The organism is Kitasatospora sp. NPDC054939, assembly GCF_053610105.1.
Genome location: NZ_JBSGXP010000178.1, coordinates 1 through 17,198, shown reverse-complemented (window position 1 = coordinate 17,198; position 17,198 = coordinate 1). Strand labels below are relative to the sequence as shown.

The 17,198-nt window shown below is 75.7% G+C and carries 10 protein-coding genes; 5 read left to right on the top strand and 5 right to left on the bottom strand.

Annotation, left to right across the window (positions count from 1 at the left end; translation table 11 throughout):
- Nucleotides 1-455: 455 nt before the first annotated feature.
- Nucleotides 456-1,961 carry a PP2C family protein-serine/threonine phosphatase gene (locus ACWGB8_RS33860; RefSeq protein WP_452217485.1) on the top strand — a complete coding sequence of 502 codons (1,506 nt, stop codon included), beginning with the start codon at nucleotides 456-458 and terminating at the stop codon, nucleotides 1,959-1,961.
- A gap of 58 nt (nucleotides 1,962-2,019) precedes the next feature.
- Here ACWGB8_RS33860 and ACWGB8_RS33855 read toward each other — a convergent pair whose 3' ends face one another.
- Entirely contained in the window at nucleotides 2,020-4,950 is a 2,931-nt protein-coding gene (locus ACWGB8_RS33855) for an AfsR/SARP family transcriptional regulator (protein ID WP_452217484.1), read from the bottom strand.
- 108 nt (nucleotides 4,951-5,058) lie between these two features.
- Entirely contained in the window at nucleotides 5,059-7,068 is a 2,010-nt protein-coding gene (locus ACWGB8_RS33850; RefSeq protein WP_452217486.1) for a HelD family protein, read from the bottom strand.
- Between the two features lie 555 nt (nucleotides 7,069-7,623).
- Between ACWGB8_RS33850 and ACWGB8_RS33845 the strand changes: the two genes are divergently transcribed.
- Nucleotides 7,624-8,364, top strand: a complete 741-nt coding sequence (locus ACWGB8_RS33845; RefSeq protein ID WP_452217483.1) for a TetR/AcrR family transcriptional regulator — start codon at nucleotides 7,624-7,626, stop codon at nucleotides 8,362-8,364.
- Between the two features lie 82 nt (nucleotides 8,365-8,446).
- Here the strand turns inward: ACWGB8_RS33845 and ACWGB8_RS33840 are convergent, their stop codons facing one another.
- Nucleotides 8,447-9,172, bottom strand: coding sequence for a ricin-type beta-trefoil lectin domain protein (locus tag ACWGB8_RS33840; protein ID WP_452217482.1), 726 nt, complete (start codon nucleotides 9,170-9,172; stop codon nucleotides 8,447-8,449).
- A 401-nt stretch (nucleotides 9,173-9,573) separates the two neighbouring features.
- Here ACWGB8_RS33840 and ACWGB8_RS33835 point away from each other — a divergent pair, with 401 nt between their 5' ends.
- Nucleotides 9,574-10,992, top strand: a complete 1,419-nt coding sequence (locus tag ACWGB8_RS33835; protein WP_452217481.1) for a lamin tail domain-containing protein — start codon at nucleotides 9,574-9,576, stop codon at nucleotides 10,990-10,992.
- A gap of 94 nt (nucleotides 10,993-11,086) precedes the next feature.
- On the opposite strand, the gene ACWGB8_RS33830 is transcribed toward ACWGB8_RS33835, so the two are convergent.
- On the bottom strand, nucleotides 11,087-12,676 hold the full coding sequence (locus ACWGB8_RS33830; protein WP_452217480.1) for a serine hydrolase: 1,590 nt from the start codon (nucleotides 12,674-12,676) through the stop codon (nucleotides 11,087-11,089).
- A 614-nt stretch (nucleotides 12,677-13,290) separates the two neighbouring features.
- On the opposite strand from ACWGB8_RS33830, the gene ACWGB8_RS33825 reads away from it, so the two are divergent.
- Nucleotides 13,291-13,605 (top strand): SH3 domain-containing protein, encoded by a 315-nt coding sequence (locus ACWGB8_RS33825; RefSeq protein WP_452217479.1) that lies wholly within the window; start codon nucleotides 13,291-13,293, stop codon nucleotides 13,603-13,605.
- 123 nt (nucleotides 13,606-13,728) lie between these two features.
- Here ACWGB8_RS33825 and ACWGB8_RS33820 read toward each other — a convergent pair whose 3' ends face one another.
- Complete coding sequence (locus ACWGB8_RS33820) at nucleotides 13,729-15,078, bottom strand: lipase family protein (protein ID WP_452217478.1); 1,350 nt, start codon at nucleotides 15,076-15,078, stop codon at nucleotides 13,729-13,731.
- A 601-nt stretch (nucleotides 15,079-15,679) separates the two neighbouring features.
- Between ACWGB8_RS33820 and ACWGB8_RS33815 the strand changes: the two genes are divergently transcribed.
- Nucleotides 15,680-16,969 (top strand): PucR family transcriptional regulator, encoded by a 1,290-nt coding sequence (locus tag ACWGB8_RS33815; RefSeq protein ID WP_452217477.1) that lies wholly within the window; start codon nucleotides 15,680-15,682, stop codon nucleotides 16,967-16,969.
- Nucleotides 16,970-17,198: the final 229 nt, after the last annotated feature.

Genomic DNA, 17,198 nt, shown 5'->3' with positions numbered 1-17,198 from the left:
GGGGCGTTTCGGGGTCGAATGTCCCGTTTTTGAAGATCGAACCGGCCCTTGGAGTGGTGCCCGCCACAGAAGTGGGGCTGTGAGGCCGGGCACATCGTCGACAGCCCGTCACCACCCCTCGGCACGCCGTACCGGATCCACCCCTCCCGGACCCGGCCCCGGGTGGCCCCCACCACAGCCCTCACAGCCGGTGACGACCTCCTGGCGGTGAGCACGCACGAGGCCTCCCTCGACGCGCACCCAGCGCACACCCACGTCCCCACCCACGGCAGCACCCGGCGAAGGAGGAGGGGGACGGCCGACCCCCGCCCGCGGGACCTTGGCCCCATCCCCCGCCGCCGCCGCGGCTGCGACCGTGGAGAGTGGATGCGCCGCCGCGCGACCGGCACCGCGGCCATGCGAGCGACCGCCGCAGCCTTCCCCCGCAGGGGCGCCCGGACAGGATCCACCTCCCCGTGACCAGCACCGCCCCCGCCCACAGCTCCCGCACGCCCGCCCGCGCCGTCCTGTGGTCCTGCCTGGGCCTGGCCGCCGTACTCGCCGCCGGCACCGCGATGTTCGCCCTCGACCAGCGCGACACCTCCGCCCGCGCCGCGACCGTCCTCGACAGCCAGGTGTGGCCCGCCCGCAAGGACCTGAACGAGCTGGTGGTCGCCGTCCACCTCGCCGAAGCCGCCCAGCGCAGCCACCAGCTCACCGGCGACCCCGTGTTCCTCGCCCACCGCGCCGTGCAGACCGCGCACGCCCGCGAGCTGAGCGGCGAACTCGTCCGCCTCACCGCCGGCACCGCACCCGCCGACCGGGCCGCGGCCCTGGCCCGCACCCTCGACACCTGGAGCACCGACCGGGCCGACGCCGGGGCGCAGGAGACCCTGCGCGCCGCCCAGGGCCTGTCCGACGGCATCCGCCGCGAGAGCGACCGTGCCCACGCCGCCGCCACCGAGGGCCGCGAGCGGATGTTCGCCCACCTCGCCGTGGGCACCGCCGCCCTGCTCGTGTTGCTCGCGCTCGTCAGCGGCTTCGTCTGGCGCCGCATGCTCGTCCCGCTGACGGATCTGGAGCACCACCTGCGCCGGACCGCGGCGGGCCGTACCGACCACCCCCACGCCCCCTGTCCGCACCCGCACGGGGCCGGCTGGCTCGCGGGCGCCTGGCGCAGCGCCGAGCACGCCCGCCTGCAGGTGACGGAGTCCCGCCGGGCCGCCCGGCGGGACCGCGAGGCCCTCGAACGCGACGCCGAGACCTCCCTCGGCGTGTTCCGGATCCTCACCGCCCACAACCGGCCCGGCCCGGGCGTCCTCGCGCACGGCCACGCCGTCCCCGCGGAGGGGGTGATCGCCGGCGACTTCCACGACACCCTCGCCCTGCCGGACGGGCGCACCGCGCTCCTCCAGGGGGACGTCTCCGGGCACGGCACCGCCGCCGGACTGCTCGCCGTACAGATCAAGAGCGCCGTCGTCGCCGCGCTGCGTCTGGGGCACGGCCCGCGGGCCGCCGCCGAGGCCGCGTGGTCCGCACTGGCGCCGGAGGACGAGCGCTTCGCCACCCTGGTGATCGCCGTCCTCGACCCGGTCACGCGCCGCCTGAGCTGGCTGAACGCCGGGCACGAGGAGCCGTTCCTGCGGCGCGGCGACGGCCGCATCGAACGCCTCGCGCCGACCGGGCCGCTGCTGTCGTCGGTCGTCACCGACCCCACCGGTGCCTGGGACGTCGAGCACACCGGCCTCCACGACGGCGACCTCCTGGTCATCGCCACCGACGGCCTGACCGAGGCCCGCGCCGAGGACGGCACCCTGCTCGGCGAGGAGGCCGTGGTCCGGACCCTCAGGGCCGCCGGCCCCGCCGCGCCCGCCGATCTCGTCGCCGCGCTCCACGGGGCCGCCGAGCGGCACGCCACCCACGCCCACCGCGACGACATCACCATCCTCGCCGCCCGCCTCGGCGAACCCTCCGGGGACTGAGCCCTCCCCGGGGGTCACGCCGGACGGGGGGTGCCACCCCCGGGGACGATCCCGCCCGCTACCCGCCGGCGGCGGGCGGCAGGGCGAGGCGGCGGTCGAGGCCCTCGGCGAGGGCGGGGTCGCCGTGCTCGGTGTAGAGCTCGTCGGCCGTCCGCACGTGTTCGGCGGCCTCGACGGCGCGGCCCGTCGCGGCCAGGAAGCCGGCGAAATGGCGCCGGGCCAGGGCGTGCAGCCGCACGTTGCCGCTGGAGCGGCACTGCCGGAGCACCTCGCGCCAGGCCCGCTCGGCGGCTGCCGGCTCGCCCAGCAACCCCAGGGCGAGGGCCTCGCTCACGCCCGCCCAGAGCCGGGCGTTGGACGTCGGATGGTCGGGCAGCAGGGTCCGGGTCTCCCGGGCGTGCTCCAGGGCGGCCCGGGGTTCGCCCAGCACGACCTTGAGCGCCGCCGTGTTGCTGAGCACCGTCGCCGCGTGCTCCAGCAGCCCGCTCGCCCGGATCACCGCCAGCGCCTCCTGCGACAGCCGGTCGGCCGTACGCGGGTCGCCGGCCAGCGCCGTCATCGAGGCCCGTACGGACAGCGCGTGGATGTGCAGGTCGCCGTCCCCGGCCCCGGTCCGGTCGACCGCGCTCACCGCCAGCGGCAGTGCCTCGGCCACCCGCCCGGCCGAGCCGAGGGCGCAGGCGCTCGCCGCCTCCATCGCGGCCAGCCCCTCCCGGCCGCCGTCCAGCCGGGCCGCATGCAGGCCCACCCGCAGGCACTCCAGCCGGTCGGTGACCCGTCCGGCCCCGTAGTAGAGCGCCGCGGCCACCCGCGCCAGCCGCCAGGCCCGCTCGTACTCCCCGTGCCCGGCCGCGGCGGACACCAGGGCCCGCAGCGCCGGCTCCTCCGCGTGGCACCAGCCGAGCGCGCTCGGCAGGTCCGTGAGGCGGGGCAGCACCTGCGGGGGCGGCCCGGCCGGCCGGTACGGACGGTGGTGGGGGTTGAACCGCCGGACCGCGAGGCCCGCGGCGGCCAGCTCGTAGTCGACCAGCCGCCGGAACGCCTGCTGCTGCTCCTGCGGGTCGAGACCGGCGAAGAGTTCGGCCCCGTACAGCCGCACCAGGTCGTGGCGCCCGAAGCGGCCGGGCGTGTGCTCGGTCAGCAGGTGGTGGGCGGCCAGGGCGCCGAGTGCATGCCGGGCGCCGCCCGCGTCGGTGTCGAGCAGCGCCGCGGCGGCGGCCGGATCCACCGCGGTCCCGGGGTGCACGGTCAGCAGGGCGAGCAGGCTGCGGGCGGCTTCCGGGAGGTGGCGGCAGGTCAGCGACAGTGCCGAACGGACGCTGACCGAGCCGCTGCCGGTGCCGAGGGCGGACAGCCGGTGGCGTTCGTCGGCGAGTTCCGTCACCTGGTCGGCGAGCCTCCAGCCCGGGCGGGCCGCGAGCCGGGCGGCGAGGATCCGCAGCGCCAGCGGGAGCCGGTCGCACAGCGCGACCAGGCGCCGGGCCGCGACGGGCTCCGCCGCCACCCGCTCGGCCGTCAACTGCCGCTCCAGCAGCCGGTGCGCATCGGGCGGCGGCAGCACGGCGAGCTGCAGGAGCGCGGCGCCCTCGGCGACCGCCAGGTCCTCCAGGCTGTTGCGGCTGGTGACGACGGTGGCGCAGTCGGGCCCGGACGGGAGCAGGTCGAGGACGTCGGCGGCGGAGCGGGCGTCGTCCAGGACGACCAGCAGACGGAGCCGGTGGGTCCGTTCCCGGAACAGCGCCGCCCGGTCGGCGCGGCCGGCGGGGATGCCCGGCTCCGGCACCCCGAGCGAGCGGAGGAAGCGGCCCAGGGTCTGCGCGCAGCCGTCCGCCTCGTCCGCCCCGGTCGGGCCGGTCGGGCCGGTCGGGCCGGTCGGGCCGGCGGGCTCCCCCGACCCGAAGCCGCGCAGGTCCGCGAAGAGCAGGCCGTCGGGGAACCCGGCCGCCGCTCGGTGCGCCCAGTGCAGCACGGTCGCCGTCTTGCCCACCCCGGCCGGTCCGACGACGGCGGCCAGCCCGTCCCCGCTCCGGTCCGGGCCGCACTGCTGCTCCAGCCAGCGCTGCTCCGCCTCCCGGGCGACGAACCCCCGCGGCGGGCCGGGCACGTCCGCGGACGGTCGCGGGCCCTGCGGCGGGGCCGACGGCGGGGAAGGCGGGGCCGACGGCGGGGAAGGCGGGGCGGTCCCGGTGGTTCCGTCGGACCCGCTGTCGGTCCCGCTTGCGGTCCCACCTTCCGTCCCGCCTGCGGTCCCGTCTGCGGGCCTGCCGTCGGCCAGGACCTCGGCCAGGGCCTGTTGGAGCGCCGGCCCCGGGACGATGCCCAGGTCGTCGGCCAGCCCGGCCCGCACCCGGTGGTACACCCGCAGCGCCTCGGCCGTCCGCCCGCTCCGGTGCAGGCAGCGCATGAGTTCCACGGCCACCGGCTCGTGCAGGGCGTCCGCGCGGATGCACTGCTCCAGCGCCGGTACCGCCTCCGCACCCCGGCGGAGGCTCCGCAGCCGCTGCGCCCACGCGACCAGCACCGCGGTCCGCTCCGCCTCCAGTGCGCTCGCCAGCGCGGCGGCCGACGCCGTGCCCGGCAGGTCGGCGAGAGCGGCGCCGCGCCACAGCCCCAGCGACCGGCGGAGCAGTCCGGCGGCCACCGCGTCGTCGGCCGTCCGCGCCGCCCGCGCGGCCAGGTCGGCCGCGGCGTGCGCGTCGACCGCTGCCGGTTCCCCGGTCAGCCGGTAGCCGGGTCCGGAGGTGAGCAGCGCGAAGCCCGATCCGGCGAGCACCTTGCGCAGCGCGGCGACATGGCCCTGCAGGGCTGCCCTGGCGTGCGTCGGCGCGCGGTCGTCCCACAGCAGCCCGCAGAACCGCTCGACCGCGACCGTCCGCCCCAACTCCAGGGCCAGCAGGGCGAGTACGCCCCGCCGCTGCGCCCCGCCCGAGGCGGCCGCGGTGCCGTCCGGGTGTCGCAGCTCGACCGGTCCGAGCAGCCGTATCTCCATGCGTCCCGTTCCGTTCGCCACCGCCCCGCCGCGCGCGGGCCCGACCGCAGACTACCGGCGGGTAACAGCGGCACGGCACCCGCCGATCGACCGGCCCTTCCGGCCGTGTCACACGAGGGTGACGAGGCGTTGGGTGGCGCGGGTGAGCGCGACGTAGAGGTCGCGTTCGCCGCAGGGGCGGGCGGTGGCGATCTCGTCGGGCGCGGCCACCAGGACGGTGTCGAACTCCAGGCCGCGGGCCTCCGAGGCGGGGACGATCGCGGCCCACCGGTCGATGCCGGCCGCCGCGAACTCGGCGGTCCGGTGGTCGGCGCAGACCACCGCGCGCAGGTCGTCCGGGTGCTGCCCGGCCTGCTGCCGGAGCTCCGCGACGAGGGCGGCGGCGAGGGGCCGGGGGTGGGCGGGGACCGTGCGCGGGGCCTCGCCCCCGCGGATGGAGGTGGCGGGCGTCTGGTCGGGGGCGATCCGGGCGAGCAGCTCGCGGGTGGAGGCCAGGATCTCCCGGGTGGTGCGGTAGCTGACGGTGAGGGTGTGCAGGGCGAACCGGGAGCCGAGGTGCGGGGCGAGGGCCTCGGTCCAGTCGCGGGCGTCGGCGGCCGGGCCGGCCTGGGCGAAGTCCCCCACCAGGGTCATCGAGCGGGCGGGACAGCGGCGGACGACCATACGCCACTGCATGGCGCTCAGCTCCTGGGCCTCGTCCACGACGACGTGCCCGAAGCTGCGCCCGGGCGGGCCGTCGACGAGGGCGGCGGCCTCGTCGAGCAGCGGCAGGTCGGCGCCGGTCCACGGGTCCCCGGCCGTCCGCAGCAGGCGGGCGCGTTCGGCCGCGGCGAGGGCCGGCAGGTGGGCGGCGAGCGCGTCCGGGTCGGCGAGCAGGGCGTCGACGAGGGTGCGGGCGTCCAGGCGCGGCCAGAGCCGGTCGACGGCCTGGTCGACCTGGGTCCGTTCGGCGAGTTCGGCGCGCAGGGCGTCGTGGTCGATCTCCTCGGTGACGTCCGTGGCGGGGCCGTCGAAGCCGAGGGTGCGCAGGTCGGCCCCGGCGGCACGGTCGAGGTCGAGCCCGGTGGCGGCGGCCACTTCGGCGTCGATGCGCTCCAGCGCGTCGGTGGTGGCGCGGGCCGCCGCGTCGGTGACGGCGTCGACGAGGTGCTCCTTGAACACCTCGCGGGCCCGGTTGTGGGCGAGGCCGCTGCGCAGCGCCTCGTCCCGGGCCGCGGCGACCTCGCGCCGGTCCAGGCGGATCCACTCCTGGCCCACCCGGACGGCGAAGTCGCCGGCCGGCGCCTGGCGGGTGCGCACCAGCGCGGCCAGGGCCTCGGCCATGACGGCGGCCCCCTTGAGCCGGGCGACGTCCGCCGGGGCGTCGGCGGTCGGGCGGACACCGACCAGGTCGGCGCCGGTGGCCAGGACCACGTCGTTCTCGCCGAGCGAGGGCAGCACCTGGGAGATGTAGTCGAGGAAGCGGGTGTTGGGGCCGAGGACGAGCACGCCCTGCTCGGCGGCCCGGGGGAAGGCGTACAGCACGTAGGCGGCGCGGTGCAGGGCGACCACGGTCTTGCCGGTGCCCGGTCCGCCCTGCACCACGGTCACCCCGCGGTGCGGGGAGCGGACGATCGCGTCCTGCTCGGCCTGGAGGGTGGAGACGGCCGCGCCCATCCGGCCGGTCCGCTTGGCTTCCAGGGCGGCGACCAGCGGGCTGTCGGCGACCAGGTCGTCCGCGGCGGGCGGTGTGCCGTCGAGGAGTTCGTCGCTGATGTCGCGCACCGTGCGGTCGCGCAGGCGCAGGTGGCGGCGCCGGCGCAGGCCCTGGGGGTGGACGGGGGTGGCGGTGTAGAAGGGGCGGGCGGCGTCGGCCCGCCAGTCGACCAGCAGCGGGAGTTCACGGTCGTCGGTGTGCAGGCCGAGGCGTCCGATGTGCAGGGCGGTGCCGTCCGCGTGGTCGATCCGTCCAAAGCACAGCCCCTGGCCGGCGCCGTCGAGTCGGCGCAGTCGGCCGGCCAGGTGCTCGGCGGCGGCGTCGCGGGCGTACGCTCCGCCGGTCTCGTCGGCGGGGGCCTTCAGGAGGCGGTCGAGTGCGGCGCGGAGTTCGGCGGTCTGCCGGTCGAGCAGGGCGTACATCGCGGAGACGTGGGTCTGCTCCGCGGCGAGCCGGTGGTCGGTGGTGCGGATGGCGGGGTGCGGCAAGTGGGCTCCTGGTCCGGGGCGGGGCGTGGGTGCGGGGCGTGGGCGCGGGGCGGATCGGCGGGGTACGAGGCGGCGGGGCGCGGCGGCGGGGCGCGGTCGGGCGGACGCTGCGTGGGCATGATGCGCCCGGACGCGGTGCGGATCAAGTGGTCCGGGCGGTGGTCCGGTGCGCGAAGGTGCGACTGACCGGCCCGAGCCGGTCAGCGGTCAGCGGTCGAGCCGTACGGCCTCCCACACCTCGCTGCGCTTCCCGCAGGTCCTCACCAGTCCGCTCGCCCGGATCGCGATGTTCACGCCGTACCCCCATCTCCAGAAACTCAGTACCTTGTACGGAGTAGCTAGGTGAATATAACCGTGCGACGTACGAAGTTAAACCCGTACGCTGTACCGAGTTTCTGTGATCCAGGACACCCCGCCCGCCTCCGGGCGCCGCACGGACCGGCGCGGGGTTGTCCAGTAGGCCGTACGGAGAGAAGGGGGTCGGGCCTGATGGGCGACGGGAAGCGGACGGATCCGGGGCGGATCCTGGAGCTGCTGTGGGGTACGGGCGCGCCGCCGAACCGCGGGCCGAAGCCGAAGCACACCCTGGAGCGGATCGTCGACGCCGGGATCGCCGTGGCCGACACCGACGGCCTGGAGAACCTGTCCATGCGGCGGGTGGCCGAACGGCTCGGCGTCGGGACCATGTCGCTCTACACCTACGTCCCCGGGCGCGCCGAGCTCCTCCACCTGATGCTCGACCGCGTCACCGGCACCCTGCCGGCGCTTCCGGCGGACGCCCCCTGGCGCGCGGCACTGGAGCAGTACGCCCGCGACGCGCACGGCCTGGCCGCCCGCCACCCGTGGAGCAGCGCCGTATCCGCCCCCGGGCTCCTGCTCATGGGCCCGCACACCACCGCGCGCTCCGACGCCCTCCACGGCATCCTCGAACGGCTCGGCCTCGACCCCCGCGACACCGCACGGATCGCGGCCGGCGTCGACGCCTTCGTCCGCGGCGTCGGCCAGGCCCTCGCCGACCGGCAGGCCGACACCCGGCAGGGCGGCGTCGACTACGAGCAGTGGTGGGCCCTGGCGACCCCCTACCTCACCCGGTTCGTCACCCGCGAACGCTTCCCCCACCTCTACCGCCTGTGGGAGCACGGCGCCTTCGACGAACCGGAGGACGGCGCCTTCGAGTTCGGACTCCAGCGGCTCCTGGACGGCATCGAGCACCACCTCGCCGCCCGCTGACCCCGGGTTCCCGCGCGCCGGACGGAACGGCACCGGCCGCGCCCCCGGGCAGGAGCGCGGCCGGGCGGGGCGCGTGCTGCGGTCAGGCGGGCACGTGCCAGACCTGGTTGGCGGCGCCGTTGCAGTCCCAGATGCCGAGCTGGTTGCCGTTGGTGGCGGAGAAGCCCAGGTTGTCCAGGCACCGGCCGGACTGCGGGTTGAGGATCGAGCCGTCGGCGCGGACCTGCCACTGCTGGGCACCGGTCCCGTTGCAGGTGTAGAGCTGGATCTTGGTGCCGTTGGCGGTGCCGGCGCCGGTCACATCCATGCACTTGTTGAAGGCGCGGATCGTGCCGTCCACGGCGATCTTCCACTGCTGGGCACCGGTGCCGTTGCAGTCGTAGATCTGGACGGGCGTGCCGTTGCCGGTGGCGGCGCCCTTCACGTCCACGCACTTGCCCGCGTAGCCGGTGATCGGGCCGACCGGACCGGCCGGCTGGGGCGGGAGCTTGGGGCCGTACACGACGCGGGGGAACAGCACGGTGTCGTTGACGCCGCAGGAGGCGACGGCCGTGCCGTCGCCCGCCACCGAGTAGCTGGTGACGGGCCGGGAGAACCGCACCGTGTGGTCGGTGTTCCAGTACTCGCAGGTCGCGGTGACGTACCAGGTCTGCAGCGGGTCGATACCGGTGCAGTTGCCGTAGGCGTTCCAGCCGCCGACGTAGGCGTAACAGCCCGCCGCTGCTCGGGCGTTCGCGGCGGGGGCGGAGAGCAGCGCGGCGCCGCCGAGGACGGCGGCGGCGGTGAGCAGGCCGGTGGTGCGGCGCATCGGAAGGTCCTTCCGGAGACGGTCGACCGGGGTGAACCCGCCTGCCCAGAGAGCGTGATGACGATGCGACAGATGTGCGGGATGCGTGAAGCCTCGGGCGCGGCGTGTGCACGGTCAACGGGGCGGGGTCGCGTTCACGCCAACCATCCGTCCACGGAGGGGAGTTGCCCGAACGGGCGTCCGTCCGCAGCGCGGCAGGCGGGCGATCCCGGCGATCCGGCCGGAAAGCACACGCCACGCGCCCCGCTCCAGTGGGTCACCCGCCTGCCGGGGGTGCGGGAGGCGGCCGGGCGCGGTGGTTCGTCCGCCGTTCACGCGGCGCTCGCCTGCCGGAGCGGCTGCGTTGGCGGGCCACCGGGACCGTGGTGCCGCCCTGTCAGCACGACCCCAGGACGGACCTCGTGACCGCATCGCGCGCACCGCGCCGGCGCCGCAGCCTCACCCTTTTCCTCGCCGCCGTCGGCCCCGTGCTGGCCGGCGGCCTGGTCGGGGTGGCCCCCGCCAGCGCCGCACCGGCCGACGACATCCGGATCAACGAGGTGGTGACCACCGGATCCGTCAACGACTCGATCGAGCTCGTCAACAAGGGCACCGCCGCCGTCGACCTCTCCGGCTGGGTCCTCAAGGACGACAACAACGGCTCCGGCTACACCGTCGCGGCCGGCACCACCCTCGCCGCCGGGGCCTTCAAGTCCTTCGACGTCCACAACGCCTTCGGCCTGGGCTCCTCCGACAAGGCCCGGCTCTACCTGCCGAACGGCAGCACCCTGGTCGACAGCTTCAACTGGAGCACCCACTCCTCGCCGTCCTGGTCGCGCTGCCCCGACGGCACCGGCGCGTTCGCCCAGGCCCAGCTCACCCTGGGCGCCGCGAACAGCTGCGGCGGTGGCGGCGGCACCCCGGCGGCGTGGCCCGGCGGCAGCACCGTCGCCAACGCCGACGCCTCGAACGTCTTCGGGACCGACCTCAGCGGCCTCCACCAGGAGGGCAGCAGTGTGCTGTGGGCGGCGCAGAACTCCGGCAGGCTCTGGCGCCTGGTCCCCAACGGCTCCGGCGGCTGGACGCCCGACACGTCCGGCGGCTGGACCTCCGGCCGGACGCTGCGCTTCCCGGGCGGCTCGGGCAGCCCCGACAGCGAGGGCGTGACCGTCACCTCCGCCGGTGCGGCGGGCGGCGTGTTCGTCGCCAGCGAGCGCAACGGCGACGCGTCCGGCACCAGCCGGCTGTCCGTCCTGCGCTACGACGTCGGCGGCACCGGCACCACGCTGACCGCCACCAAGGAGTGGAACCTCACCGCGAACCTGCCGGCGGTCGGCTCCAACGCCGGCTTCGAGGGCATCACCTGGGTCCCCGACGGCGCGCTGACCGCCGCCGGCTTCAAGGACGAGTCGACCGGCGCCGCGTACGACCCGGCCGGGTACGGCGCCCACACCGGCGGCGTGTTCTTCGTCGGCGTCGAGGGCACCGGCAGCATCCACGGCTACGTCCTCCAGGACAGCGGCGCCTTCACCCGCGTCGCCTCGATCAGCACCGGCCTGGCCGGGGTGATGGAGGTCCAGTGGGAGCCGCAGGCGGCGCGCCTCTGGGCGGTCTGCGACGACACCTGCAACGGCCGGCACCACACCCTGAAGGTCAACGCCTCCGGCGTGTTCGCCACCACCGCCGTCCTCGACCGCCCGACCGGGATGTCCAACCTCAACAACGAGGGCTTCGCGATCGCCGGGGCCGCCGAGTGCGTCGGCGGCACCAAGCCCGTCCACTGGTCCGACGACGGCAACACCGGCGGCCACGCCCTGCGCCGGGGCACGATCACCTGCTGACCCCGCCACCACCCCACGCGGCCCCGCGCCACCCGGCCCGGGGCCGCACGGCGGTACGGCGACGCGGCGACGCGGCGACGCGGCCGCCGGGGGCTCAGGTGCGGGTGAAGGTGCCGAGGCCCTCGTGGTCGAGCTGCTCGACGACCACCCGGGAGGCCTGCCCGTCGGCGCCGACCGTGAAGGTGACCCCGGACAGGCCGACGGCGTTCTCTCCCGTCGTCCGGAAGCTGAAGACGTCGCCGTCGTAGTGCTGGAGCGGGAACTGCCGGTTGTCCGGCCCGAGCGTCATCACCAACCCGCCGTTCGCGGAGGTCACCGTCAGCGGCCCGTAGTAGCCGTTGCCGTACGTGCCGACGTACGCCGAGTCCGCCTTCGCCGGGGCGGCACCGGCCGGCGGCTTGGTGTAGTCGGTCGGCGAGACGCCCTCCAGCGCAGCCGCCGGCACGACCTGGCCCATGAAACCGAGCCAGTCGACCGTCTCGCGGCCGTTCTGGGCGAGGTCGAAGAACTCCTCGGCCACCGCCTCGGGGACGCCGATCGGCTGGCCGTTGCTCAGGACGACGATGCCGAGCTGCTCGGACGGCAGCAGGGTCACCACGGTGGCCGCGCCCAGTTCGAAGGCGCCGGAGTGGTTCAGCCGCAGGCGGCCCCGGGTGTCGTTGCTGACGTTCCAGCCGAGGCCGTAGAAACCGGCGCTGCCCGCGGGCGTCCTCGGCGGGCTGGAGACGGCATGCGGGATCCGGGTCTCGTTCAGCCCCGCCGCGTCGACGACCTGCCGGCCCTCGAAGGAGCCGTCGGCGAGCTGCAACCGCATCCAGCGGGCGAGGTCCTGGACGGTGGAGGACACCCCGCCGGCCGGGGACTGCGGGTCCGGGTTCTCGGTGGCGCTGACCTGCCAGCCGGCGTCGGTCCGCACGTGCGGTGTCGCCTTGTTCGCCGCAGCATCGTAGGCGGCGCGCAGCGAACTCGTCGAGGTCATCCCGAGCGGCTCGTAGAGGACGTCCGCCGCCAGCTCCTCCCAGGCGACCCCCTTGGCCTTCGCCACGGCCACCGCCGCCTGGGTGAGGCCGTAGTTGGTGTAGGCGTAGCTCGCCCGGAACGGTGCGAGCGGCTGGTCGCGCAGGTGCTGGAGGATGTAGTCGCGCTGGTAGCCGAGGTCCTGCAGCAGGTCGCCGGCGTGGTCCGGGAGTCCACTGCGGTGCGAGAAGAGGTCCGCGATCGTCGCGTGGGTACTCACCCACGGGTCGGCCAGACCGAAGCCCGGGTCGTGGGTGACGACCGGGTCGTCCCACTTCACCGCCTTCTGGCCGACCGCCCCGGCGACGACCGTCGAGGAGATCGGCTTGGAGACCGAGGCGAGCTGGAACACCGTGTCGGGGTCGACCGTCTCGGGGCTGCCGAGCCGGCGGACGCCGAAGCCCTTCGCGTGGACCAGCTTGTCCTTGTACACGACGGCGAGGGCCAGCCCGGGGACCCCGGTCTTCGCCAGGGCGTTCTGCGCGTAGGCGTCGATCCGGGCCACGGCGGAGGCCACCTGCTCGTCCGTCAGCTGCGGAGGCGGCTGCGCGGGCGGCGCGGTGGCGGGGGCGGACGTCGGGCTCTGCGCGGGCGCGGCGGCCGGGCCGCTCGCCGCCCCGGACGTGCACCCGGTCAGCAGCGGTCCGCCCAGCAGTACACCTGCCACCAGCGGTAGGGCCACGCGCAGGCCCGGCCGGGCGGCGGTCCGCCTCGCTACGCCGCGACGGTGCATCAACGTCTCCCCTCGTCCGGGCGGTGCGGCGCCGGATCCGCCGCAGTCCGCCTCATCGGGCGCGAGTATGCGCGTCCCGCTGCGCCCCCGGCCGCCGCCGCGCGCTGCTCCCCGCGCAATCCACCCGTCCGGCGGCGGAAGGTCGACAACCACGGTCTACCTAGCCTTGGTCGGTAACCAGAGTTGTCATATGGTCCCGATCGAGATCACTCCCGAAGAACAGGTAGAGCTCGACAAGGCGCTCTACGAAGCCCTCACCCCGCTCGCATCGGCCCTGCGCTCCCGGGCGTCGGGGCTCCCCGAGGCGCCCATGTGGGCGGCGGACCCGGCCGAGGCGGCCCTGTCCGTCCTGGCCGCCTGGCGGGTGGTGGACACGGAGGTCAAGCGGCTGAGGCGAACGGATTGCCGAGCCGCCGTCGGAGCATCCGATCGCACACGCCCTTCTCCTAGGCTCACGGCACACGGGCGGGCCGTCACCGGTCCGCCCGGTCCGGGAGCCCGCGCTGCGGCGGGCCCTGTCGTGTCGATGACCGAGAAGCGAGGAAGAGATGGCTGCTGCACCTGCCGAGCCGTTCGGAACTGTCGTGAGCAACCTGGGGGTGAACATCCGGCAGTTCCCCACCGCCGACTCCTCCGTCATCGGCACGCTGCCCGAGGGCGCCAGGGTCGGCCTGCGGGCGAAGGCGCGGGCCCAGAACATCGACGGCAACGAGATCTGGTACCTGCTGCGCGACCGGAAGGGATGGGTCGCGGCCCGGTTCGTGGCCAACACCGGCACCGTGAAGCTGGTCAAGGACGTGGAGGTGCCCGAGGCCGTGACCGCGGCCGTGGGCGCGGCGGACGGTCAGGGGGCGGCGGGGTAGCGGACGGGAGCCGACAGCACTTCGCCCCGCCGGACGGACCGGCGGGGCGAAGTGATCGGGGCGAGGTGATCGGGGCCCTGACCCAGCCGGGGCCACGTCGCGGCCCCGGACGGTGACGGGAGGTCAGGAGGTCGGGGCCGGCTTCTCCGGGGCGAGCGAGTTGCCGGCGGGGATGCGGCCGCAGTCGGTGGGGGCGGGCTTGCCCGCGAAGCGGTCGTTCAGCCAGTCGAGGGCGACGGGCGCCCAGACGACGGGGACGCCCACGTGGCTGAGCAGGTCGAACTGCTGGTACTTGATCGATCCGTTGCCGGTGGCGCAGTACTGGCGGGCGAGCGCCCGGACGTCACCGGCGACCATGACCCCGTCGCCGGTCCCGATGCCCGCGGGGCTGCCGAAGGTGCCCTCCAGGACGCCCGCGTTGCCCTGGGCGATGTACCCGGGGACGGTCGGGGTGGGCGCCGAACCGAGGTTGATCCGGTTCACCGCCTCCAGGAAGGCCGGGACCGAGTTGGGGTCGGCGTACTGCGGCTTCGCCATCTTCTTCCAGGTGAGGCCGGGGTACTGGCCGAGGGCGTTGACGATGGAGCCGTCCTCCAGCTCGCGGTACACCTTGAGGCCGTAGTCGCTCAGGTAGGGCTTGAGGTCGATGCCGAAGGAGCGGGAGACCCCGATGACGGCCATCGGGATGACGCCGCTCCACGCGAGCGAGCCGTCCACGTACTTGAGGTTGTGGGCCGGGGCGACGAGCAGGCCGCCCTCGGCGAAGCCGACCAGCTTGCGGTTGACCTCTGGGGCGTAGGTCGGCGCGAGGGCCGCCGCCCAGTTGGTGGCGATGGCGCCGCCGGAGTACCCCATGAGGCCGAACGAGGTGTCGGCGTTCAGGCCGGTCGCCGCGGACCGGGTCGCGGCGCGGATCGAGTCGAGCGTGTTGGTGCCGTACTCCGGGCCGGCCGCGAAGTCGGCGCTCTGGCCCTCGGTGTCCGGGATGACGAGGGTGTACCCCTGCAGGAGAAGCGGCGCCATGAAGAGGGCCTCGGCGTTCGGGATGACCCCGCCGAGGGTGAGGTCGCCGGCGATGGCCCGGGAGGGGCCGTCCGCCGGGTTGAGGGAGTCGTAGAAGGACTGGTAGGACACCGCCTTGCTGCCGTCGCCGGTGAGGCTGCGCACCACCGTGGTGACGTTGGCGGCCGGGCGGCCCTGGGCGTCGGTGGTGCGGTAGAGCAGTTGGATCGCCTTGACCGGCGTGGGCAGGCCGACCAGGTGGTACTGCAGGGTGCGGGTCTTGAGCACCGTCCCCGGCGCGATCGAGCCCAGCGGCTCGCTGCCGGTGTAGGTGTAGAACGGGTCGCTCGCCGTGGTGGCCGACGGCGCGGCTCCGGCGGCCGAGGCGACCGGAGCGGCGGTGGCGGCCGTCGCGGTGACCACCGCGACGGCGACGGCGGCGGCCAGGGTACGGGACGAGGTACGGCGCATGGTTCCCCCGGTTCGTGGGTCGGGATCCTTGGGGTGGATCGGGGTGGGGTGGGGTGGATCGGGGCGGGGTGGGGTGGGGTGGGGTGGGGTGGGGTGGGGTGGTTCGGGGTGATCTCCGGTGGTGGCGCCACCGGGTGGGGGCAGGGCTGCCGGGCAGGCCGGGTCGCCGGGGTGACGTGCCGTCGGGTGGCGGCGCCGGTCGGTTCACCGGGGCAGCCGTCGGCGTACGGATCGAGGATGGCGGGGCCGCAGCCGGCGCGTCCGGCGACGCGCAGGGCCGCATGGCCCGACCGGGCGGACCGGCGCCCGTCGGCCCCTGGTGGCGGTCAGCCTCTGACGGCGGGTGCGGGTTCGCCTGCGGTGCGGCGGGTGGGGGTGGGGGGCGGGGCGGCCTCTCGCGCGGGCACGGCGGGTCCTCCGGTGGATGTGGGGGTGGGGAGGGTGTGGGGGTCCGGTGACGGGTGCGGGAGGGGTCCGCGCCCGTCTGGTGATCCCCCGGATGGCGTGTTACCAACTGGTAGGTAACGTCCCGGAAACCATCATGGAGGCGGTACGGCCACCGTGTCCCCGGGCCGGACCACAGAGATTCGCGAGGTGGATTGTGACCGCGTCCAACACCGCGGAGCCCGACCGGGCACCGCACTTCGGCGGCCTGCCCGTCCACGTACGGCTGCTGGCCGCCGCCGCACACCTGGCCCCGGCGGTGATGGCCCGTCTGGTCGAGCAACTCCCCGCCTACGGCACGCTCCCCACCGAACAACTGCGCGGCGAGATCACCCGCGAGGTGGACCGCGGCATCCGGGCGTTCATCGAGGTGCTGCGCACCGGCGAGCTGCCGGACGAGGCCGAGCTGGCCAGGATCAGCGAATCGTCGGCCCGCCGCGCGGACGAAGGCATACCGCTGGAGGCCGTCGTCGGGGCGTACCACTTCGGCGCGCAGGAGTGCGCGGCCCCGGTCCTCGCGACCGCCGGACCGGACGACCTCGCGGACGTGCTGCTGGTGCAGCGCCGACTGCTCGACTACCTGCGGCTGGTGAGCTGCGCGGTCGCGGCCGGGTACGTCCAGGAGCGGCAGGCCGCACTGGGCGACGAGCAGGTCGCCCGGCAGGCGCTGATCTCCAGGCTGCTGGCGGGCGGCGACCCGCGGGCCGCGGCCGACCGCGCCGGGATCCGGCTCCCGCCCTCCTACCTGGTCCTGGCGGTCGCCGTGGGGCCGCACCCGGACGAACGGCAGCCCGGTGTGAGCCACTCGGTGGCCGCCCGCCGCAAGCTCCGCCGGCTGCGCAACGAACTCCAGCGCCGGACGGCGGGCGTGCTGCTGTCCGCCCTCTCCCCCCACAGCGGACTGGTGCTGGTCCCCGGCACGGGGGATCCCGCCGACTTCGGGGCCGCCGACCGGGAGCGGCTCGCCCGCCAGGTCGCCCATCTCGCCCGGGTCTGCGGGGCCGAGCTGCTGGTGGCGGCGGCCGTCGCCGCGCCGGACGGCGTCGCGGAGGCCGCCCGGCTGGCGGGCGAGGTACGGCAGGTGGCGCAGTCCTCCGGCCGCGGGCCGGGACTGTACCTGCTCGACGACGTCCTGCTGGAGTACCAGCTCAGCCGCCCAGGCCCGGCCAGGGACCGGCTCGCGGCCCTGCTCGCCCCGCTGACCGCCCGGCCCGAACTGCTCGACACCCTGCGCGCGTTCCTCGCCTGCGGCCTCGACCGGCGCCTGTCGGCCGCCCGGCTCCAGGTGCACCCCAACACGGTGGACTACCGGCTGCGCAAGGCCACCGAGTTCACCGGGCTGGACGCCGCACGGGGCGCCGACCGGCTCACCCTGCACGCCGCACTGACCGCCCACGACGCCACCGCACCCCGATCCGGTTCCGTGTTCGGTTCCGCCGGCGGTTGACCCGCCCGGGTACGCCGGCCAGAGCGGCAACGTGGTGTCCCGCGGCTGACGGCCCGTCCGCCGCCCGACCGCCGAGCCGCCCACCGCCTATGCGCTGTCAGGGGTCCCGACCCCACGGGGCCCGAACCGCTCGGCGATTGGGGGCCCCGGGGGGGTGGCCGGCGCACCCCGCAGGGGACCCGGCCCCAGGCGCTCTCCCGCTGGGGGGCGGGCCGGGGGCCCGTGTCGC

Bases quoted from the DNA above. Each gene is read 5' to 3' on its own strand.
- ACWGB8_RS33845 (WP_452217483.1), top strand. From the start codon at position 7,624: ATGGGCGACGGGAAGCGGACGGATCCGGGGCGGATCCTGGAGCTGCTG.
- ACWGB8_RS33840 (WP_452217482.1), bottom strand. From the start codon at position 9,172: ATGCGCCGCACCACCGGCCTGCTCACCGCCGCCGCCGTCCTCGGCGGC.
- ACWGB8_RS33855 (WP_452217484.1), bottom strand. From the start codon at position 4,950: ATGGAGATACGGCTGCTCGGACCGGTCGAGCTGCGACACCCGGACGGC.
- ACWGB8_RS33820 (WP_452217478.1), bottom strand. From the start codon at position 15,078: ATGCGCCGTACCTCGTCCCGTACCCTGGCCGCCGCCGTCGCCGTCGCG.
- ACWGB8_RS33825 (WP_452217479.1), top strand. From the start codon at position 13,291: ATGGCTGCTGCACCTGCCGAGCCGTTCGGAACTGTCGTGAGCAACCTG.
- ACWGB8_RS33850 (WP_452217486.1), bottom strand. From the start codon at position 7,068: ATGTACGCCCTGCTCGACCGGCAGACCGCCGAACTCCGCGCCGCACTC.